14 protein-coding genes are annotated in these 15,542 nt (G+C 70.0%); 5 read left to right on the forward strand and 9 right to left on the reverse strand.

The annotated features are described in order from the left end of the window. Positions 1 to 275: 275 nt before the first annotated feature. The 3 genes from M2271_RS16065 to M2271_RS16075 all read right to left on the reverse strand — a co-directional run bounded on the left by M2271_RS16065 (position 276) and on the right by M2271_RS16075 (position 2,857). On the reverse strand, positions 276 to 1,382 hold the full coding sequence (locus M2271_RS16065; protein WP_280887882.1) for an amidohydrolase family protein: 1,107 nt from the start codon (positions 1,380 to 1,382) through the stop codon (positions 276 to 278). A gap of 81 nt (positions 1,383 to 1,463) precedes the next feature. Continuing rightward, positions 1,464 to 1,811: a hypothetical protein gene (locus tag M2271_RS16070; RefSeq protein WP_280887883.1), complete on the reverse strand. Its 348-nt coding sequence runs from the start codon at positions 1,809 to 1,811 to the stop codon at positions 1,464 to 1,466. A gap of 92 nt (positions 1,812 to 1,903) precedes the next feature. Further along, positions 1,904 to 2,857: a heme o synthase gene (locus tag M2271_RS16075; RefSeq protein ID WP_280887884.1), complete on the reverse strand. Its 954-nt coding sequence runs from the start codon at positions 2,855 to 2,857 to the stop codon at positions 1,904 to 1,906. A 398-nt stretch (positions 2,858 to 3,255) separates the two neighbouring features. On the opposite strand from M2271_RS16075, the gene tkt reads away from it, so the two are divergent. The 5 genes from tkt to pgl are packed head-to-tail and all read left to right on the forward strand — an operon-like array spanning position 3,256 to position 9,933. Next, positions 3,256 to 5,343, forward strand: a complete 2,088-nt coding sequence (gene tkt, locus M2271_RS16080; protein ID WP_280887885.1) for a transketolase — start codon at positions 3,256 to 3,258, stop codon at positions 5,341 to 5,343. Positions 5,344 to 5,377: 34 nt separating this feature from the next. Further along, complete coding sequence (gene tal, locus M2271_RS16085) at positions 5,378 to 6,496, forward strand: transaldolase (RefSeq protein ID WP_280887886.1); 1,119 nt, start codon at positions 5,378 to 5,380, stop codon at positions 6,494 to 6,496. Positions 6,497 to 6,500: 4 nt separating this feature from the next. Beyond that, the gene (zwf, locus tag M2271_RS16090; protein ID WP_280887887.1) at positions 6,501 to 8,039 is read left to right on the forward strand and encodes a glucose-6-phosphate dehydrogenase; all 1,539 of its coding nucleotides are present in this window, start codon (positions 6,501 to 6,503) and stop codon (positions 8,037 to 8,039) included. Next, entirely contained in the window at positions 8,036 to 9,154 is a 1,119-nt protein-coding gene (opcA, locus tag M2271_RS16095) for a glucose-6-phosphate dehydrogenase assembly protein OpcA (RefSeq protein WP_280887888.1), read from the forward strand. The genes zwf and opcA overlap by 4 nt, the downstream gene beginning before the upstream one ends. Further along, a complete protein-coding gene (gene pgl, locus M2271_RS16100; RefSeq protein ID WP_280887889.1) occupies positions 9,151 to 9,933 on the forward strand; it encodes a 6-phosphogluconolactonase in 783 nt (260 codons plus the stop codon). The genes opcA and pgl overlap by 4 nt, the downstream gene beginning before the upstream one ends. Before the next feature lie 113 nt (positions 9,934 to 10,046). Here pgl and M2271_RS16105 read toward each other — a convergent pair whose 3' ends face one another. From M2271_RS16105 to gap, 6 genes are all read right to left on the reverse strand, one after another. Then, positions 10,047 to 11,315 carry an MFS transporter gene (locus M2271_RS16105; protein ID WP_280887890.1) on the reverse strand — a complete coding sequence of 423 codons (1,269 nt, stop codon included), beginning with the start codon at positions 11,313 to 11,315 and terminating at the stop codon, positions 10,047 to 10,049. A gap of 133 nt (positions 11,316 to 11,448) precedes the next feature. Then, a complete protein-coding gene (locus M2271_RS16110; protein WP_280887891.1) occupies positions 11,449 to 11,784 on the reverse strand; it encodes an RNA polymerase-binding protein RbpA in 336 nt (111 codons plus the stop codon). A 213-nt stretch (positions 11,785 to 11,997) separates the two neighbouring features. Beyond that, on the reverse strand, positions 11,998 to 12,228 hold the full coding sequence (gene secG, locus M2271_RS16115; protein WP_280887892.1) for a preprotein translocase subunit SecG: 231 nt from the start codon (positions 12,226 to 12,228) through the stop codon (positions 11,998 to 12,000). 101 nt (positions 12,229 to 12,329) lie between these two features. Continuing rightward, positions 12,330 to 13,085 carry a triose-phosphate isomerase gene (gene tpiA, locus M2271_RS16120; protein ID WP_280887933.1) on the reverse strand — a complete coding sequence of 252 codons (756 nt, stop codon included), beginning with the start codon at positions 13,083 to 13,085 and terminating at the stop codon, positions 12,330 to 12,332. Positions 13,086 to 13,126: 41 nt separating this feature from the next. Then, positions 13,127 to 14,338 (reverse strand): phosphoglycerate kinase, encoded by a 1,212-nt coding sequence (locus tag M2271_RS16125; RefSeq protein ID WP_280887893.1) that lies wholly within the window; start codon positions 14,336 to 14,338, stop codon positions 13,127 to 13,129. A gap of 133 nt (positions 14,339 to 14,471) precedes the next feature. After that, positions 14,472 to 15,482: a type I glyceraldehyde-3-phosphate dehydrogenase gene (gene gap, locus M2271_RS16130; RefSeq protein WP_280887894.1), complete on the reverse strand. Its 1,011-nt coding sequence runs from the start codon at positions 15,480 to 15,482 to the stop codon at positions 14,472 to 14,474. Between the last annotated feature and the right edge of the window lie 60 nt (positions 15,483 to 15,542).

Below are 15,542 nucleotides of genomic sequence, written 5' to 3' on the forward strand. Positions count from 1 at the left end.
CGGAGGCTGACGCGGACGCAGCACCGACCCGCCGTTCCCCGCGCAGGGCTGACGCGGACGCAGCACCGACCCGCCGTTCCCCGCGCAGGGCTGACGCGGACGCAGCACCGACCCGCCGTTCCCCGCGCAGGGCTGACGCGAACGCAACACCGACCCGCCGTTCCCCGCGCAGGGCTGACGCGAACGCAACAACCTTCCGCCGCTCCGCGCCGACCGGGTCACCCCAGCCCCTTCTGCGCCGCCCGGGTCACCCCAGCCCCTTCTGCGCCGCCCGGTCACTCCAGCCCGTACACCCGCCGAGCGTTCCCCGCCGCGATCAGCCCCGCCACCCGCTCCGCGTCCGCCAGTGACCACGCGCCCTCGGCGACCCACGTCCCGAGCACCCTGGAGAGGGCCTCACGGAACAGCCGCGCCCCCACGACGTGCAGTTCGGGCAGCCCCTGGGCACCGCTGGAGAAGAGGATCTTGCCGAACGGGGCCGGCTCCAGGATCTCCGCCAGGACGGTGGCGGCCCGGGCGCCGGTGCGCGCCAGCGCGGCGCCCGAGTCGGCGTACACATGCGGGAAGACCCCGGCGAGATGGGCGGCGTGCCGGTGGTACGGGTAGCTGTGCAGCAGGACGAGGTCGGTACCCAGGCCGGCCGTGGCCCGCACGAAGTCGGTCAGCAGGGCCGGGTCGGTGCGGTCGATGCGCAGGCCCGGTTCGCCGAGCCCGGCGTGCAGTTGGAGGGGCCGGCCGGAGGCGACCGCGATCCACAGCAGGTGTCGTAGCAGCACCGGATCGCTCAGCTCCCCGCCCACCCGGCGCCCGGCGAGCCAGCGCCCCGCCGCGCCCCTCACCTCGCCCGGCCCCGGCGGCTGAGGCGCGAGCGCCGGACCGTGCCGTACGCCCGCCGCCGAGGAGAAGGCGACCGCGTTCGCGGCAGCCGCGTGCACCGACTCGGCGAGATTGGCGAGGAAGGACTCGACGGTGCCGGAGGTGTCGGCGACCTGTTCGGCGAGGAGTTCCAGCCGTACGATCTCGCGGGCCTCGGCGCCCGCGGCCGAGGCCAGTTCGCCGGGTCCGGTGAGGTCGCCGGGCAGCCCGGTGTCCACCAGATACGTCGTGATGCCGCTGCCGCGCAGCAGGCGACGGCCCGACTCCAGTACGCCGAGTTCACGGCGCCGGGCGAGATAGCGGGCGGGTGTGCAGTGCGGTTCCAGGCCGAGCAGCGGGGGGCACCAGCGGCGTACCGCGAACCCGGTCTGGGTGTCGAAGAGCGTCGTGCCCGGCGCGGGCGGGCCCTCGGTGCGGACGAGCTGGGCCTCGAAAGTGCCGAGGCCCAGCTCCGTGCGCAGTACCCCGTGGCAGTACTGGTCCACCAGGGACGGCGTTTCGATCATCCGGACTCCCCGTGACTGGACCACGTCCGAGGACCGCGTCTTCCTACGGCCCCCCACGGGTCCTAACGGGTGAACCGGGCATCAGGTGTTGCTCGGACCGCCCACCTGGATTCCGGCCATGCGCGTCCACTCGTACGGACCGGTCCGCACCTTGGCCGCGAACTCGCCGTCGAAGGCCTCGTGCACCGTGATCCCGGCCTTCTCGACCGCCTTCTCGGCGATCTCGTACGACGGGGCCACCAGGTCGCCCCAGCCACCGTCCTCGCCGACGAGCACGATCCGCGCGCCGCGCTGTCCGAGGTAGGCCACCTGGCCCTCGGCGCCGCCGTGCGCCGTGGAGAAGGCGCCGATCTGCCGGGCCAGCCGGGCCACCCTGCGCGCGGCCTGCTTGGCCTCGGTGCGCTCGTCAACCTGCTGCGTGTCTGCCATGGTCAGGATGCTACCGGCGGGTAGAGGAAACGGCGACGGGCGGGGTGCGTGGCCTTGACCACGCACCCCGCCCGTCGGACGTCACCCAGGCGTCAGCGGAGGAAGGGATCCACCGCGACCGCCACGAACAGGAGCGACACATAGGTGATCGACCAGTGGAACAGCCGCATCTCCTTGAGCTTGCCCCCGGTCGCCTCGGCCTTGGCCCGGCTCTGCAGCCCGTGGGCCTCCCACAGCCAGAAGCCGCCGGCCAGCAGCGCGACCGCCGTGTAGAACCAGCCGGTGTAGCCGAGCGGCGTCAGCAGCAGCGACACCGCGACCATCACCCAGCTGTAGAGGACGATCTGCCGGGCGACCACCTTGTTGGAGGCGACGACCGGAAGCATCGGCACGCCCACGCGGGCGTAGTCCTCCTTGACCTTCATGGACAGCGGCCAGTAGTGCGGCGGCGTCCAGAAGAACATGACGAGGAAGAGGATGACCGGCGCCCACGACATCGAGTTCGTCACCGAGGACCAGCCGATGAGCACGGGCAGACAGCCGGCGATGCCGCCCCACACGATGTTCTGCGAGGTACGTCGCTTGAGGATCATCGTGTAGACGACCACGTAGAAGAGGAGCGCGCCGAGCGACAGCCAGGCCGACAGCCAGTTGACGGTCAGGCCGAACAGCAGCGTCGAGACGACCGCGAGGGTGATGCCGAAGGCCAGACACTCGCGCGGGCTGACCATGCCGGTGACCAGCGGGCGCTGCGAGGTGCGGTCCATCAGCGCGTCGATGTCGCGGTCGAGGTACATGTTGAGCGCGTTGGCGCCGCCCGCGGACAGGTAGCCGCCGACACAGGTGAGCAGGACCAGCCCGAGGTCGGGGACGCCCTGCTGCGCCAGGAACATCACCGGGACGGTGGTGATCAGCAGCAGCTCGATGATCCGAGGCTTGGTCAGAGCTACGAACGCCTTGACACGGGCCCCGAACGGCCGGTGGCTCGGACCCTGGCTCGCACCGAGCACCCCCGCTGGACGGGATTCGACGGCCGTCACGCACACCCCTCAGAGACATCCCAGCGAGCCCGGCCGTGTGAAGTCCCGGTAAAGGCTCGCGCGTACCACGCCACTGTAGACGTTGCCCATACCTCGACATTCGCGGGGGTGGGGTCGGGGGTGGGGTCGCGTTGGCCGACCCGCTGGGAAGAGCTGGGCGGCACTCGATTGAGCACTCCGATGAGCGGCTCCGTATTCACCTGCCGAACCGGGAAAGGCCCCGTCCGGAGGCGGATCCCGACCAGTCCCGGCAGTCTGGAATGGCTCGAAATAACGCACGTACCGACGGGGGTAGGCTCGACAACGGCCGGGGCGTCCAGTGCACCGGCATTCGACATGCGTGGCGTTTCTCCATGCGTGACGTTCCGACATGCGTGACATGTGGAGAGGAGCCCTGACCCAGGGTGAGCACCAAGCCGACCACCACAGACCTCGAGTGGACCGAGGTGGACCAGCGGGCCGTGGACACCGCCCGCGTCCTGGCCGCCGATGCCGTACAGAAGGTCGGCAACGGCCATCCCGGTACGGCGATGAGCCTGGCGCCTGCCGCCTACACCCTCTTCCAGAAGGTGATGCGGCACGACCCGGCGGACCCCGACTGGGTCGGCCGCGACCGGTTCGTGCTGTCGGCCGGCCACTCGTCGCTGACCCTCTACACCCAGCTGTACCTGGCCGGATTCGGCCTTCATCTGGAGGACCTGAAGTCGTTCCGCACGTGGGGTTCGAAGACCCCGGGCCACCCCGAGTACGGCCACACCACCGGTGTGGAGACCACCACCGGTCCGCTGGGCCAGGGTGTCGCCAACGCGGTGGGCATGGCGATGGCCGCCCGCTACGAGCGCGGTCTGTTCGACCCGGACGCCCCCGAGGGCGAGTCCCCCTTCGACCACTTCATCTTCGCGATCGCCGGTGACGGCTGCCTCCAGGAGGGCATCTCCTCGGAGGCTTCCTCGCTGGCCGGCCACCAGAAGCTCGGCAACCTCGTCCTCCTGTGGGACGACAACCACATCTCCATCGAGGGCGACACCGAGACGGCCGTCTCCGAGGACACCGTCAAGCGGTACGAGGCGTACGGCTGGCACGTGCAGCGCGTGGCCCCGAAGCCGGACGGTGACATCGACCCGCACGCCCTGTACGACGCCATCGAGGCCGCCAAGCAGGTCACCGACCGGCCGTCGTTCATCGCGATGCGCTCGATCATCGCCTGGCCGGCCCCCAACGCCCAGAACACCGAGGCCGCGCACGGCTCGGCGCTGGGCGACGACGAGGTCGCGGCCACCAAGCGTGTCCTGGGCTTCGACCCGGAGAAGACCTTCGAGGTCGCCGACGAGGTCCTCGCGCACACCCGGGCCCTGGGTGAGCGAGGCCGTCAGGCCAAGGCCGAGTGGGAGAAGTCCTTCCAGGAGTGGCGCGGCAACAACCCGCAGCGCGCGGCCGAGTTCGACCGTGTCGCCGCGGGCGAGCTGCCCACGGGCTGGGAGGAGAAGATCCCGGTCTTCGAGGCGGGCAAGGGTGTCGCCACCCGTGCCGCGTCCGGCAAGGTGCTGCAGGCGCTGGGCGCGGTCGTCCCGGAGCTGTGGGGCGGCTCGGCCGACCTGGCCGGCTCGAACAACACGACGATCGACAAGACGAGTTCCTTCCTGCCGGCGGACAACCCGCTGCCGGAGGCGAACCCGTACGGCCGCACGATCCACTTCGGCATCCGCGAGCACTCCATGGCCGCGGAGATGAACGGCATCGCGCTGCACGGCAACACCCGCATCTACGGCGGCACCTTCCTGGTGTTCTCCGACTACATGCGCAACGCGGTGCGTCTGTCGGCCCTGATGCACCTGCCGGTGACGTACGTGTGGACGCACGACTCGGTCGGCCTCGGCGAGGACGGCCCCACCCACCAGCCGGTCGAGCACCTGGCCTCGCTGCGCGCCCTCCCGGGCCTGAACGTGGTCCGCCCGGCCGACGCCAACGAGACGGCGCTCGCCTGGCGCGAGATCCTCCGACGCTGGACGAAGGAGTTCGGCAAGGGTGCCCCGCACGGCCTCGCGCTGACCCGCCAGGGCGTGCCGACGTACGAGCCCGACGAGAACGCGGCCAAGGGCGGTTACGTCCTGTTCGAGGCCTCCACCGGGACGCCGGAGGTGGTTCTGATCGCCACCGGTTCCGAGGTGCACGTCGCCGTGGAGGCGCGCGAGCAGCTCGAAGCCGACGGTGTGCCGACCCGAGTCGTGTCCATGCCGTCCGTGGAGTGGTTCGAGGAGCAGGACCAGGGGTACCGGGACAGCGTCCTGCCGCCTGCGGTCAAGGCGCGGGTCGCGGTCGAGGCCGGTATCGGTCTCACCTGGCACAAGTACGTCGGGGACGCCGGTCGCATCGTTTCCCTGGAGCACTTCGGTGCTTCGGCCGACGGCAAGGTTCTCTTCCGCGAGTTCGGCTTCACTGCGGAGAACGTGGCCGCCGTCGCCCGGGAATCGATCGCCGCAGCCCAGCGCTGACGCTCACATACGACACGTAGGAGATGGAATTTCCATGACAGACGCACTCAAGCGCCTCTCCGAGGAGGGCGTCGCGATCTGGCTGGACGACCTGTCGCGCAAGCGGATCACGTCCGGCAACCTCGCCGAGCTGATGGACCAGCAGCACGTCGTGGGCGTCACCACCAACCCATCGATCTTCCAGAAGGCGATCTCCGAGGGCGACGGCTACGACCAGCAGGTCTCCGACCTCGCCTTCCGCAAGGTCAGCGTCGAAGAGGCCATCCGCATGATCACGACGGCGGACGTCCGGGACGCCGCCGACATCCTGCGCCCGGTCTTCGACGCCACGGGCGGCCAGGACGGCCGGGTGTCGATCGAGGTCGACCCGCGGCTGGCCCACAACACCAAGGCGACGGTCGCCGAGGCCAAGCAGCTCGCCTGGCTGGTCGACCGTCCCAACACCCTCATCAAGATCCCGGCCACCCGCGCCGGCATCCCGGCGATCACCGAGGTCATCAGCCTCGGCATCAGCGTCAACGTCACGCTGATCTTCTCGCTGGAGCGCTACCGCGAGGTCATGGACGCGTTCCTCGCGGGTCTGGAGAAGGCCAAGGAGCGCGGCCTGGACCTCTCGCAGATCCACTCCGTGGCGTCCTTCTTCGTGTCCCGCGTGGACACCGAGATCGACAAGCGGATCGACGCGCTCGGCACCGACGCGGCCAAGGCCGCCCGCGGCAAGGCCGGCGTCGCCAACGCGCGCCTGGCCTACCAGGCGTACGAGGAGATCTTCTCCTCGGACCGCTGGAGCCCGCTGGAGAAGGCGGGCGCCAACAAGCAGCGTCCGCTGTGGGCGTCGACCGGTGTGAAGGACAAGGCGTACAAGGACACCATGTACGTCGAGGAGCTGGTCGCGCCGAACACGGTGAACACCATGCCGGAGGCGACCCTGTTCGCCGCCGAGGACCACGGTGAGATCCGCGGCAACGCGATCGCCGGTACGTACGAGCAGGCCCGCGCCGACATCGACGCGGTCGAGAAGCTCGGGATCTCGTACGACGAGGTGGTCGAGCTCCTGGAGGTCGAGGGCGTCGACAAGTTCGAGGCGTCCTGGACCGACCTGCTCAAGTCGACCGAGGCGGAGCTCCAGCGCCTCGCCCCCTCGGAGGGCTGATCCCTTGGCACCAAACTCCGGTTCCGGAGCGAACCCGCTCCGTGACCCCGCCGACCGGCGGCTCCCGCGTATCGCGGGGCCGTCGGGCCTGGTGATCTTCGGCGTCACGGGAGATCTGTCACGGAAGAAGCTCATGCCCGCCGTGTACGACCTCGCGAACCGGGGTCTGCTGCCGCCGGGTTTCTCGCTGGTCGGTTTCGCCCGGCGGGAGTGGCAGAACGAGGACTTCGCTCAGGAGGTCCACGACGCCGTCAAGGAGCACGCACGGACGCCGTTCCGTGAGGAGGTCTGGCAGCAGCTCATCCAGGGGATGCGTTTCGTCCAGGGCACCTTCGACGACGACGACGCGTTCGAGCGGCTGCGCGGCACCATCGAGGAGCTGGACAAGGCGCAGGGCACGGGCGGCAACTTCGCCTTCTACCTGTCCGTGCCGCCGTCCGCCTTCCCGGTGGTCATCCAGCAGCTGAAGAAGCACGGTCTGGCCGACCAGTCGGGCGGTTCCTGGCGGCGCGCGGTCATCGAGAAGCCCTTCGGCCACAACCTGAAGTCGGCCGAGGAGCTCAACGCGACGGTCGAGGACGTCTTCGCGCCGGACCAGGTCTTCCGCATCGACCACTATCTCGGCAAGGAGACCGTCCAGAACATTCTGGCGCTCCGCTTCGCCAACACGATGTTCGAGCCGATCTGGAACCGGTCCTTCGTGGACCACGTGCAGATCACCATGGCCGAGGACATCGGCATCGGCGGCCGTGCCGGGTACTACGACGGCATCGGCGCCGCCCGTGACGTCATCCAGAACCACCTGCTCCAGCTCATGGCGCTGACCGCGATGGAGGAGCCGTCCTCGTTCGACGCGGACGCGCTCGCCGCCGAGAAGACCAAGGTGCTCGGCGCGGTGAAGCTGCCGAAGGACCTCGGCAAGGACACCGTCCGCGGGCAGTACGCGGCCGGCTGGCAGGGCGGCGAGAAGGTCATCGGCTACCTCGAAGAGGACGGCATCGACCACAAGTCGAAGACCGACACGTACGCGGCGATCAAGGTGGAGATCGACAACCGCCGCTGGGCGGGCGTCCCCTTCTACCTGCGCACCGGCAAGCGGCTGGGCCGCCGGGTCACCGAGATCGCGGTGGTCTTCCAGCGGGCGCCGCACTCCCCCTTCGACCACACGGCGACGGAGGAGCTCGGCAAGAACGCGATCGTCATCCGCGTCCAGCCCGACGAGGGCGTCACGGTCCGCTTCGGCTCCAAGGTGCCCGGCACCTCGATGGAGATCCGGGACGTGTCCATGGACTTCGCCTACGGCGAGTCGTTCACGGAGTCCAGCCCGGAGGCGTACGAGCGGCTCATCCTCGACGTGCTGCTCGGCGACTCGAACCTCTTCCCGCGCACCGAGGAGGTCGAGCTGTCCTGGAAGATCCTCGACCCGATCGAGGAGCACTGGGACCAGCACGGCAAGCCCGCCCAGTACGAGGCCGGTACCTGGGGCCCCGTCGAGGCGGACGACATGCTCGAGCAAGACGGACGGAGCTGGCGCCGGCCATGAAGATAGACCTCACGGACACCACGGCCAGCAAGATCAACAAGGCGCTGGTGCAGGGCCGCCGGGCCATCGGCACCCCAGCCGTCGGCATGGTGCTCACACTGGTCATCGTCACGGACGAGGAGAACGCGTACGACGCCCTGAAGGCCGCCAACGACGCCTCGGTCGAGCACCCCTCGCGCAAGCTCGTGGTCGTCAAGCGTGTCTCACGTTCGCCCCGCGACCGTACGCAGTCCCGGCTGGACGCCGAGGTGCGGGTGGGCGGGGAGGCCGGCACCGGCGAGACGGTCGTCCTGCGGCTGTACGGCGATGTCGTCAGCCACGCCCAGTCGGTCGTCCTGCCGCTGCTGCTGCCGGACGCGCCGGTGGTGGTCTGGTGGCCGGTGAACGCGCCCCTGGATCCGGCGAAGGACCCGCTGGGCGCCCTCGCCCAGCGCCGGGTCACCGACACCTACGCCTCCGAGCAGCCGGTACGGGAACTCGGAGCCCGCGCCGACGCCTACACGCCCGGGGACACGGATCTGTCGTGGACCCGGATCACGCCCTGGCGTTCGATGCTGGCGGCTGCTCTCGACCAGGTGACCTGCGAGGTCGAGGCGGTCGAGGTGGAGGGCGAGGAGTTCAACCCGAGCTGCGAGTTGCTGGCGATGTGGCTCGCGGACCGGCTGAACGTCCCGGTGAAGCGTTCACTGTCGTCGGGCCCCGGCCTGACGGCGGTCCGGATGAACACCGACTGCGGCCCGATCGTCCTCGACCGGGCGGACGGTTCCCTCGCCACCCTCTCCATCCAGGGGCAGCCGAACCGTGCGGTGGCGCTCAAGCGCCGCGACACGGCCGAGCTGATCGCGGAGGAGCTGCGGCGGCTGGATCCGGACGACACGTACGCGTCCGCGCTGCGGTTCGGGGTGGAGCGGCTGAGCACGTCGAACGGGTCGCGCGGCAAGGGTGCCGAGGCGCCCGCCCCGGAGCCGGCCACCCAGGCGGACACCGCCGCCGAGGGACCGGCCGCCAAAGGAGAAGGGGCCGCCGCGGTCCCTACTCCCCTTGAAGCGGCTGCGAAAGCACCCGCGAAGGAAGCGGCGGCACCGGCCCCGGTGAAGAGGACGGCGGCGAAGTGAGCACTCCGCAGCTGGTCGTGCACCGCGACAAGGAGCTGATGGCGCAGGCCGCCGCGGCCCGCCTGATCACGAAGATCGTGGACGCGCAGGCCTCGCGCGGTGCGGCGTCCGTGGTCCTCACGGGCGGCCGCAACGGCAACGGCCTGCTCGCCGCCCTGGCCGCCGCGCCCGCTCGGGACGCCATCGACTGGGGCCGCCTCGACCTGTGGTGGGGCGACGAGCGGTTCCTGCCCGAGGGCGACCCGGAACGCAATGTCACGCAGGCCCGCGAGGCCCTGCTGGACTCGGTGCCGCTGGACCCGAAGCGCGTGCACGCCATGCCCGCGTCGGACGGACCGTACGGCGCCGACGCGGAGGCCGCGGCGGCGGGTTACGCCGAGGAACTGGCCCGTGCGGCGAGCCCGGAGAACCATGGCGCGGTACCGACCTTCGACGTCCTGATGCTGGGCGTGGGCCCGGACACCCACGTGGCGTCCCTGTTCCCTGAACTCCCGGCCGTCCGGGAGACCGAGCGCACGGTCGTCGGCGTCCACGGCGCCCCGAAGCCCCCGCCGACCCGCATCACCCTCACCCTCCCGGCGATCCGGGCGGCCCGCGAGGTGTGGCTGCTGGCGGCCGGCGCGGACAAGGCCGAGGCTGTGGCGATCGGCCTCTCGGGCGCGGGCGAGATCCAGGCCCCGGCGGCGGGCGCACGCGGCAGGCAGCGCACCCTGTGGCTGCTGGACTCCGCGGCTGCTTCCCAGCTGCCGCGGTCGCTGTATCCGCCGGCGTTGTCGTGAGCTGAGGGCGGCGGACGTTTCGGCGCCGCCGCCCTCACCCACGTGCTGTTCTCGCCTCCGCCGCCTTCACTCGCCTGGACCTGCTGCCCCGCTGCCGTTCCCCACCTGATTGATCAGCGCGGGGCGGGAACTGTCGCGGCGTCGTCGTCGGGTGCGACAACAGATACGTTCGCCTTGAACGCGGGTATCAGCGAGGCGACGGACAGGACGAAGAAGGCCGCGGCGAGCAGGGCCGGGGTGTTCAGACCCCAGGCGGTCGCCACCGCGCCGCCGAGCAGAGCCCCCAGGGGCGCCCCGGCGACCGCCAGAGTCCGGAAGGCCGCGCTGACCCGGCCCAGCATCTCGGCGGGGGCGCGCTCCTGCATCAGGGTCCTGGTGTTGACGTTCCACACCATGCCCATGAACCCGAAGACGGCCATGGCCCCGGCCAGCGCGACCATACTGTGCACCGACCCCATGACCAGCAGCGCGCCGATCTGCACCGTCCCGGCGAGCAGCACCGCGCGCACCCGCCCGAGCCGGGCGACGAGCCGGCCGCTCACCGCACCCCCGGCCAGACCACCGATCGTGTAGGCGGTCAGGGCCGCCGCGTAGCCCGCCGTACCGGCGTCCAGCCAGCCGGTCACCAGGAACACCAGGCCGGCGATGAGGGCGCCCACGCCGATGTTGCACAGCGCGGTGGCGGCGCACAGCCCGCGCAGGGCCTTGTCCCGCCCCAGGGCGCGCAGTCCCTCGGCGATCTCGCGGCGCAGGGTGCTCCCCGCCGGTCTCGGCTTCCGCTCGGGCAGAGTGGTGCGCAGTGACGCGACCAGAGCGGCGGCCACCAGGAAGGTGACCGCGTCCGCCACGAAGGGCAGGGCGACCCCGCCCCACAGCAACAGCGGCACCAGGGGCGCGCCCAGCAGGCCGCCCGCGATCTGCTGGCCGGTCATGAGACGCGCGTTCGCGCTGCCCAGCGCCGTGCGGTCCACCAGGGCGGGCAGCAGGGCGGTGGAGGCGTTGTCGAAGAGCGTCTGCAGGGTGGTCAGCGCGAAGGCCAGCACGATCAGCAGGCCGATCGAGGCGTGGCCGAGGGCGACGGCCACGGCGAAGCAGGCGACCAGCAGCCCTCGTACCGCGTCCACCGTCCACATCGCGCGCCGCTGGTCCACACGGTCGGCGACGGCGCCGCCGAGCAGACCGAACACGATCCAGGGCAGATGGCCGCAGGCGGTGACCGTCGCGACGAGCAGGGGCCGGTCCGTCAGCGTCGCGGCGAGCAGGGGCAGCGCGGAGCTCCTCAGTGCGTCACCGAAGCTGGAGAGTACGGCGGCACTCCACAGCCGCCCGAATCCCCCACGCCACGCGGGCACACGCCCGCCCACCACGTCGACCGTCGCCACAGCTCCCCCTCACGGTTCTTCCGATGCACAAACCGTAGAGGGCACCACTGACAATCGGTCCGCGGCCGGACGGCCGTCGGGTACGGAACAGCCCCGGCCGGGCATCCGCGGATACCGGGCCGGCTCTCAACTCCTAGATCTCGCCCCGCAGTTTGGCGAGCGCCTCGGCGAGGATCGCTTCGCCGTCCGCGTCGCTGCGTCGCTCCCGCACATAGGCGAGGTGCGTCTTGTAGGGCTCCGTTCGCGGCGGGTCCGGGGGGTTGTCCCTGTCCTGCCCTGCCGGAAAGCCGCAGCGCGGGCAGTCCCAGGTGTCGGGGACCTGCGCGTCGCTGGCGAAGCTGGGCTGCGTCTCATGCCCGTTGGAGCACCAGAAGGAGATGCACAGCCGGGGCGCGGACTCGCCCCGCTCGGCCTCGCCCATCGGCCCCGCCCCGACCCGGCTTCCTCGGATCGCGTTGCCACTTGCCACGGTCGTAACTCCCTGCGTGATGGTGCCGCAAAGCGAGTCGGCGTTTCGCTTCACTGCGAGCGCCTCAGTCTACGTAAGGCCCAACGCGCGTCCAGTGGTTCGAGTTACAACCCGCACACGCAGACGCAAGCCCCATGATAGGCCGCGCTCAGCTGCGCATACCGAACATGGGGCGTTACGTGCGGAATGGACGTGCCGCGTGTGCGACGTCGATCAGTTGTTCACCTTCATCAGGATGCCGAGCACGACAATGCACGCAAACCACAGCAGACCGATCACGACCGTGATGCGGTCCAGGTTGCGCTCGGCGACGGAGGAGCCTCCGACGGACGACTGCATGCCGCCACCGAACATGTCGGAGAGGCCGCCGCCCTTGCCCTTGTGCATCAGCACCAGCAGCATCATCAGCAGGCTGAAGACGATCAGGGCGATCGAGAACCCCATAACCACAGCTGGACCAACTTCCTCGGATTCTGACGGACGACGGGGTCCAGCGTAGACTGCTGGACCCCGCAAGGGTACGACGTATCCCCGCTACCGCATACTCACTGGTCGCGGAACCGGACGATCTTGACGAACTCGTCGGCGTCCAGTGAGGCGCCCCCGACCAGGGCGCCGTCGATGTCGGCCTGCGCCATGATCTCGGCGACGTTGCCGGACTTCACGGAGCCGCCGTACTGGATGCGGACCCGGTCGGCCAGCTCCTGCGTGTACAGCTCGGCGATCTTGCCCCGGATGGACGCGCAGACCTCCTGGGCGTCCTCGGCGCCGCAGACCTTGCCGGTGCCGATGGCCCACACGGGTTCGTAAGCGATCACGATCGACTCGGCCTGCTCGGCCGGGATGTCCTTCAGGCCACCCTCGACCTGGGCGAGGGTGTGCGCGACGTGGTTGCCCGCCTCGCGGACGTCCAGCTCCTCGCCGACGCACAGGATCGGGGTGAGACCGTGCTTGTAGGCGGCTTTGACCTTGGCGTTGACGATCTCGTCGGTCTCGTTGTGGTACTGGCGGCGCTCGGAGTGGCCGATGGCCACGTACGTGCACTTCAGCTTGGCCAGCATCGGGCCGGAGATCTCGCCGGTGTAGGCACCACCGTCGTGCGCCGAGATGTCCTGGGCGCCGTACTTGATCTTGAGCTTGTCCCCGTCGACCAGGGTCTGCACGGAGCGCAGGTCGGTGAAGGGCGGCAGGACGGCGACCTCGACGGCGTCGTGGTCCTTGTCGGCCAGGGCGAAGGCGAGCTTCTGGACGTGGGCGATGGCCTCGAGGTGGTTGAGGTTCATCTTCCAGTTGCCCGCCATCAGCGGCGTGCGCTCCGAAGAAATAGATGCAGCCATTGAGGTCAGTCCTCCAGTGCGGCGAGGCCGGGGAGCGTCTTGCCCTCGAGGTATTCGAGGGAGGCGCCGCCGCCGGTCGAGATGTGGCCGAATGCGTTCTCGTCGAAGCCCAGGATGCGGACGGCTGCGGCGGAGTCGCCACCGCCGACGACCGTGAAGCCCGGGGAGTCGAGGAGGGCCTGGGCGACCGCCTTGGTGCCCTCGGCGTAGTCGGGGTGCTCGAAGACGCCCATGGGGCCGTTCCAGAAGACGGTGGCGGCTTCGGTGAGCTTCGAGGCGTAGAGCGTGCGGGTCCGCGGACCGATGTCCAGGCCCAGCTGGTCGGCGGGGATGGCGTCCGCGGCGACGGTGTTGGGGTTCGCCGGCGCCTTGGTCTTCAGGTCCGGGAACTCGGTGGAGGTCAGCACGTCGACGGGGAGGACCAGCTCGACGCCGTTCTTCTCCGCCCGCTCGATGTACTCCTGGACGACCGGGATCTGGTCCTCCTGGAGGAGGGAGGTGCCGACCTCGTACCCCTTGGCCTTCAGGAAGGTGAACATCATGCCGCCGCCGATGAGGAGGCGGTCCGCCTTGCCCAGCAGCTGGTCGATGACGGCGAGCTTGTCGGAGACCTTGGAACCGCCGAGGGCGACGACGTAGGGACGCTTGACATCCTCGGTGAGCTTCTTCAGGACGGCGACCTCGGTGGCGATGAGGTAGCCGGCGGCGTGCGGCAGCCGGGCCGGGAGGTCGAAGACCGAGGCGTGCTTGCGGTGGACGGCGCCGAAGCCGTCGCTCACGTACACGTCCGCGAGGGCGGCGAGTTGGTCCGCGAAGGCACCGCGCTCGGCGTCGTCCTTGGAGGTCTCGCCGGCGTTGAAGCGCAGGTTCTCGAGGACGGCGACCTGGCCGTCGGCGAGGCCGCCGACGGTGGACTTGGCGGACTCGCCGACCGTGTCGGTCGCGAACGCCACCTCGGCACCGAGGAGTTCACCGAGGCGCGCGGCGGCCGACGCGAGCGAGAAGGCGGGGTCCGGGGCGCCCTTGGGGCGACCCAGATGCGAGGCGACGACCACCCGGGCGCCCGCTTCGGCGAGGGCCTTGACGGTGGGCAGGACGGCGCGGATACGGCCGTCGTCCGTGATGGTGGCGCCGTCCAGCGGCACGTTCAGGTCGGCGCGGACGAAGATCCGCTTGCCGCCCACACCTTCGGCGAGAAGTTCGTCGATCGTCTTCATGGAGGGAACTCCTGGAGAGGGCTCGTGAGGCTCGTGATCGTGAGTGGGCTGATCTGTACGCGAGTCAGGGCTCGGACCGCGCGTCCCTGCGCTGTCCGAGCCCTGACTCACACCGAAGTGCCTGCTCTGTCGATCAGAGCTGGTTGCCGACGAAGACCGTCAGGTCGACGAGGCGGTTCGAGTAACCCCACTCGTTGTCGTACCAGCCGAGGATCTTCACCGAGGTGCCGTCCTGGACCATGGTCAGGGAGGAGTCGAAGGTGCAGGAGGCCGGGTCGCCGACGATGTCCGAGGAGACGATCGGGTCCTCGGTGTACGTCAGGTAGCCCTTGAGGTCGCCGTCGTCGGAGGCCTTCTTGAACGCGGCGTTGACCTCGTCCTTGGTGACCTCGCGCTGCAGCGTCACGACCAGGTCGGTGGCCGAACCGGTCGGGACCGGGACGCGCATGGCGATGCCGTCCAGCTTGCCCTTGAGCTGCGGGAGAACCAGGGCGGTGGCCTTCGCGGCGCCCGTCGTGGTCGGGATGATGTTCTCGGCGGCGGCGCGGGCGCGGCGCAGGTCCGAGTGCGGGAAGTCCAGGATGCGCTGGTCGTTCGTGTACGCGTGGACCGTCGTCATCAGGCCCTTGACGATGCCGAAGTTCTCGTCGAGAACCTTGGCCATCGGCGCCACACAGTTGGTGGTGCAGGAGGCGTTGGAGATGACGTGGTGGTTGGCCGCGTCGTACTTGTCCTGGTTGACGCCCATCACGATGGTGATGTCCTCGTCCTTGGCCGGAGCCGAGATGAGGACCTTCTTGGCGCCGCCGGCGATGTGCTTCTCGGCGTCGGCCTTCTTGGTGAAGATGCCGGTCGACTCGATGACGACGTCGACGCCCAGCTCGCCCCACGGGATGTCGGCGGGGTTGCGCTCGGACAGTACCTTGATCGTCTTGCCGTCGACGGTGATCGTGTCGGCGGTGTGCGACACCTCGGCCTTGAGGCGGCCCAGGATGGTGTCGTACTTCAGCAGGTGAGCGGTGGTCGCGGTGTCACCCAGGTCGTTGACAGCCACGATCTCGATGTCTGCACCCTGCTCCAGCAGCGCGCGGAAGTAGTTACGACCGATGCGGCCAAAGCCGTTGATGCCTACGCGGATCGTCACGAAACCGATCTCCTCGTTGGTACGCCGGGTTCGAATCCGGCAAGCTGTATGGGATGTCCC

Source organism: Streptomyces sp. LBL, from assembly GCF_029893585.1.
Lineage (GTDB): Bacteria > Actinomycetota > Actinomycetes > Streptomycetales > Streptomycetaceae > Streptomyces.

Excerpts from the sequence above, each read along its gene's own strand:
- M2271_RS16065 (WP_280887882.1), bottom strand. The coding sequence starts at position 1,382 with ATGATCGAAACGCCGTCCCTGGTGGACCAGTACTGCCACGGGGTACTG.
- M2271_RS16070 (WP_280887883.1), bottom strand. The coding sequence starts at position 1,811 with ATGGCAGACACGCAGCAGGTTGACGAGCGCACCGAGGCCAAGCAGGCC.
- tal (WP_280887886.1), top strand. The coding sequence starts at position 5,378 with ATGACAGACGCACTCAAGCGCCTCTCCGAGGAGGGCGTCGCGATCTGG.
- opcA (WP_280887888.1), top strand. The coding sequence starts at position 8,036 with ATGAAGATAGACCTCACGGACACCACGGCCAGCAAGATCAACAAGGCG.
- secG (WP_280887892.1), bottom strand. The coding sequence starts at position 12,228 with ATGGGGTTCTCGATCGCCCTGATCGTCTTCAGCCTGCTGATGATGCTG.
- tpiA (WP_280887933.1), bottom strand. The coding sequence starts at position 13,085 with ATGGCGGGCAACTGGAAGATGAACCTCAACCACCTCGAGGCCATCGCC.
- M2271_RS16125 (WP_280887893.1), bottom strand. The coding sequence starts at position 14,338 with ATGAAGACGATCGACGAACTTCTCGCCGAAGGTGTGGGCGGCAAGCGG.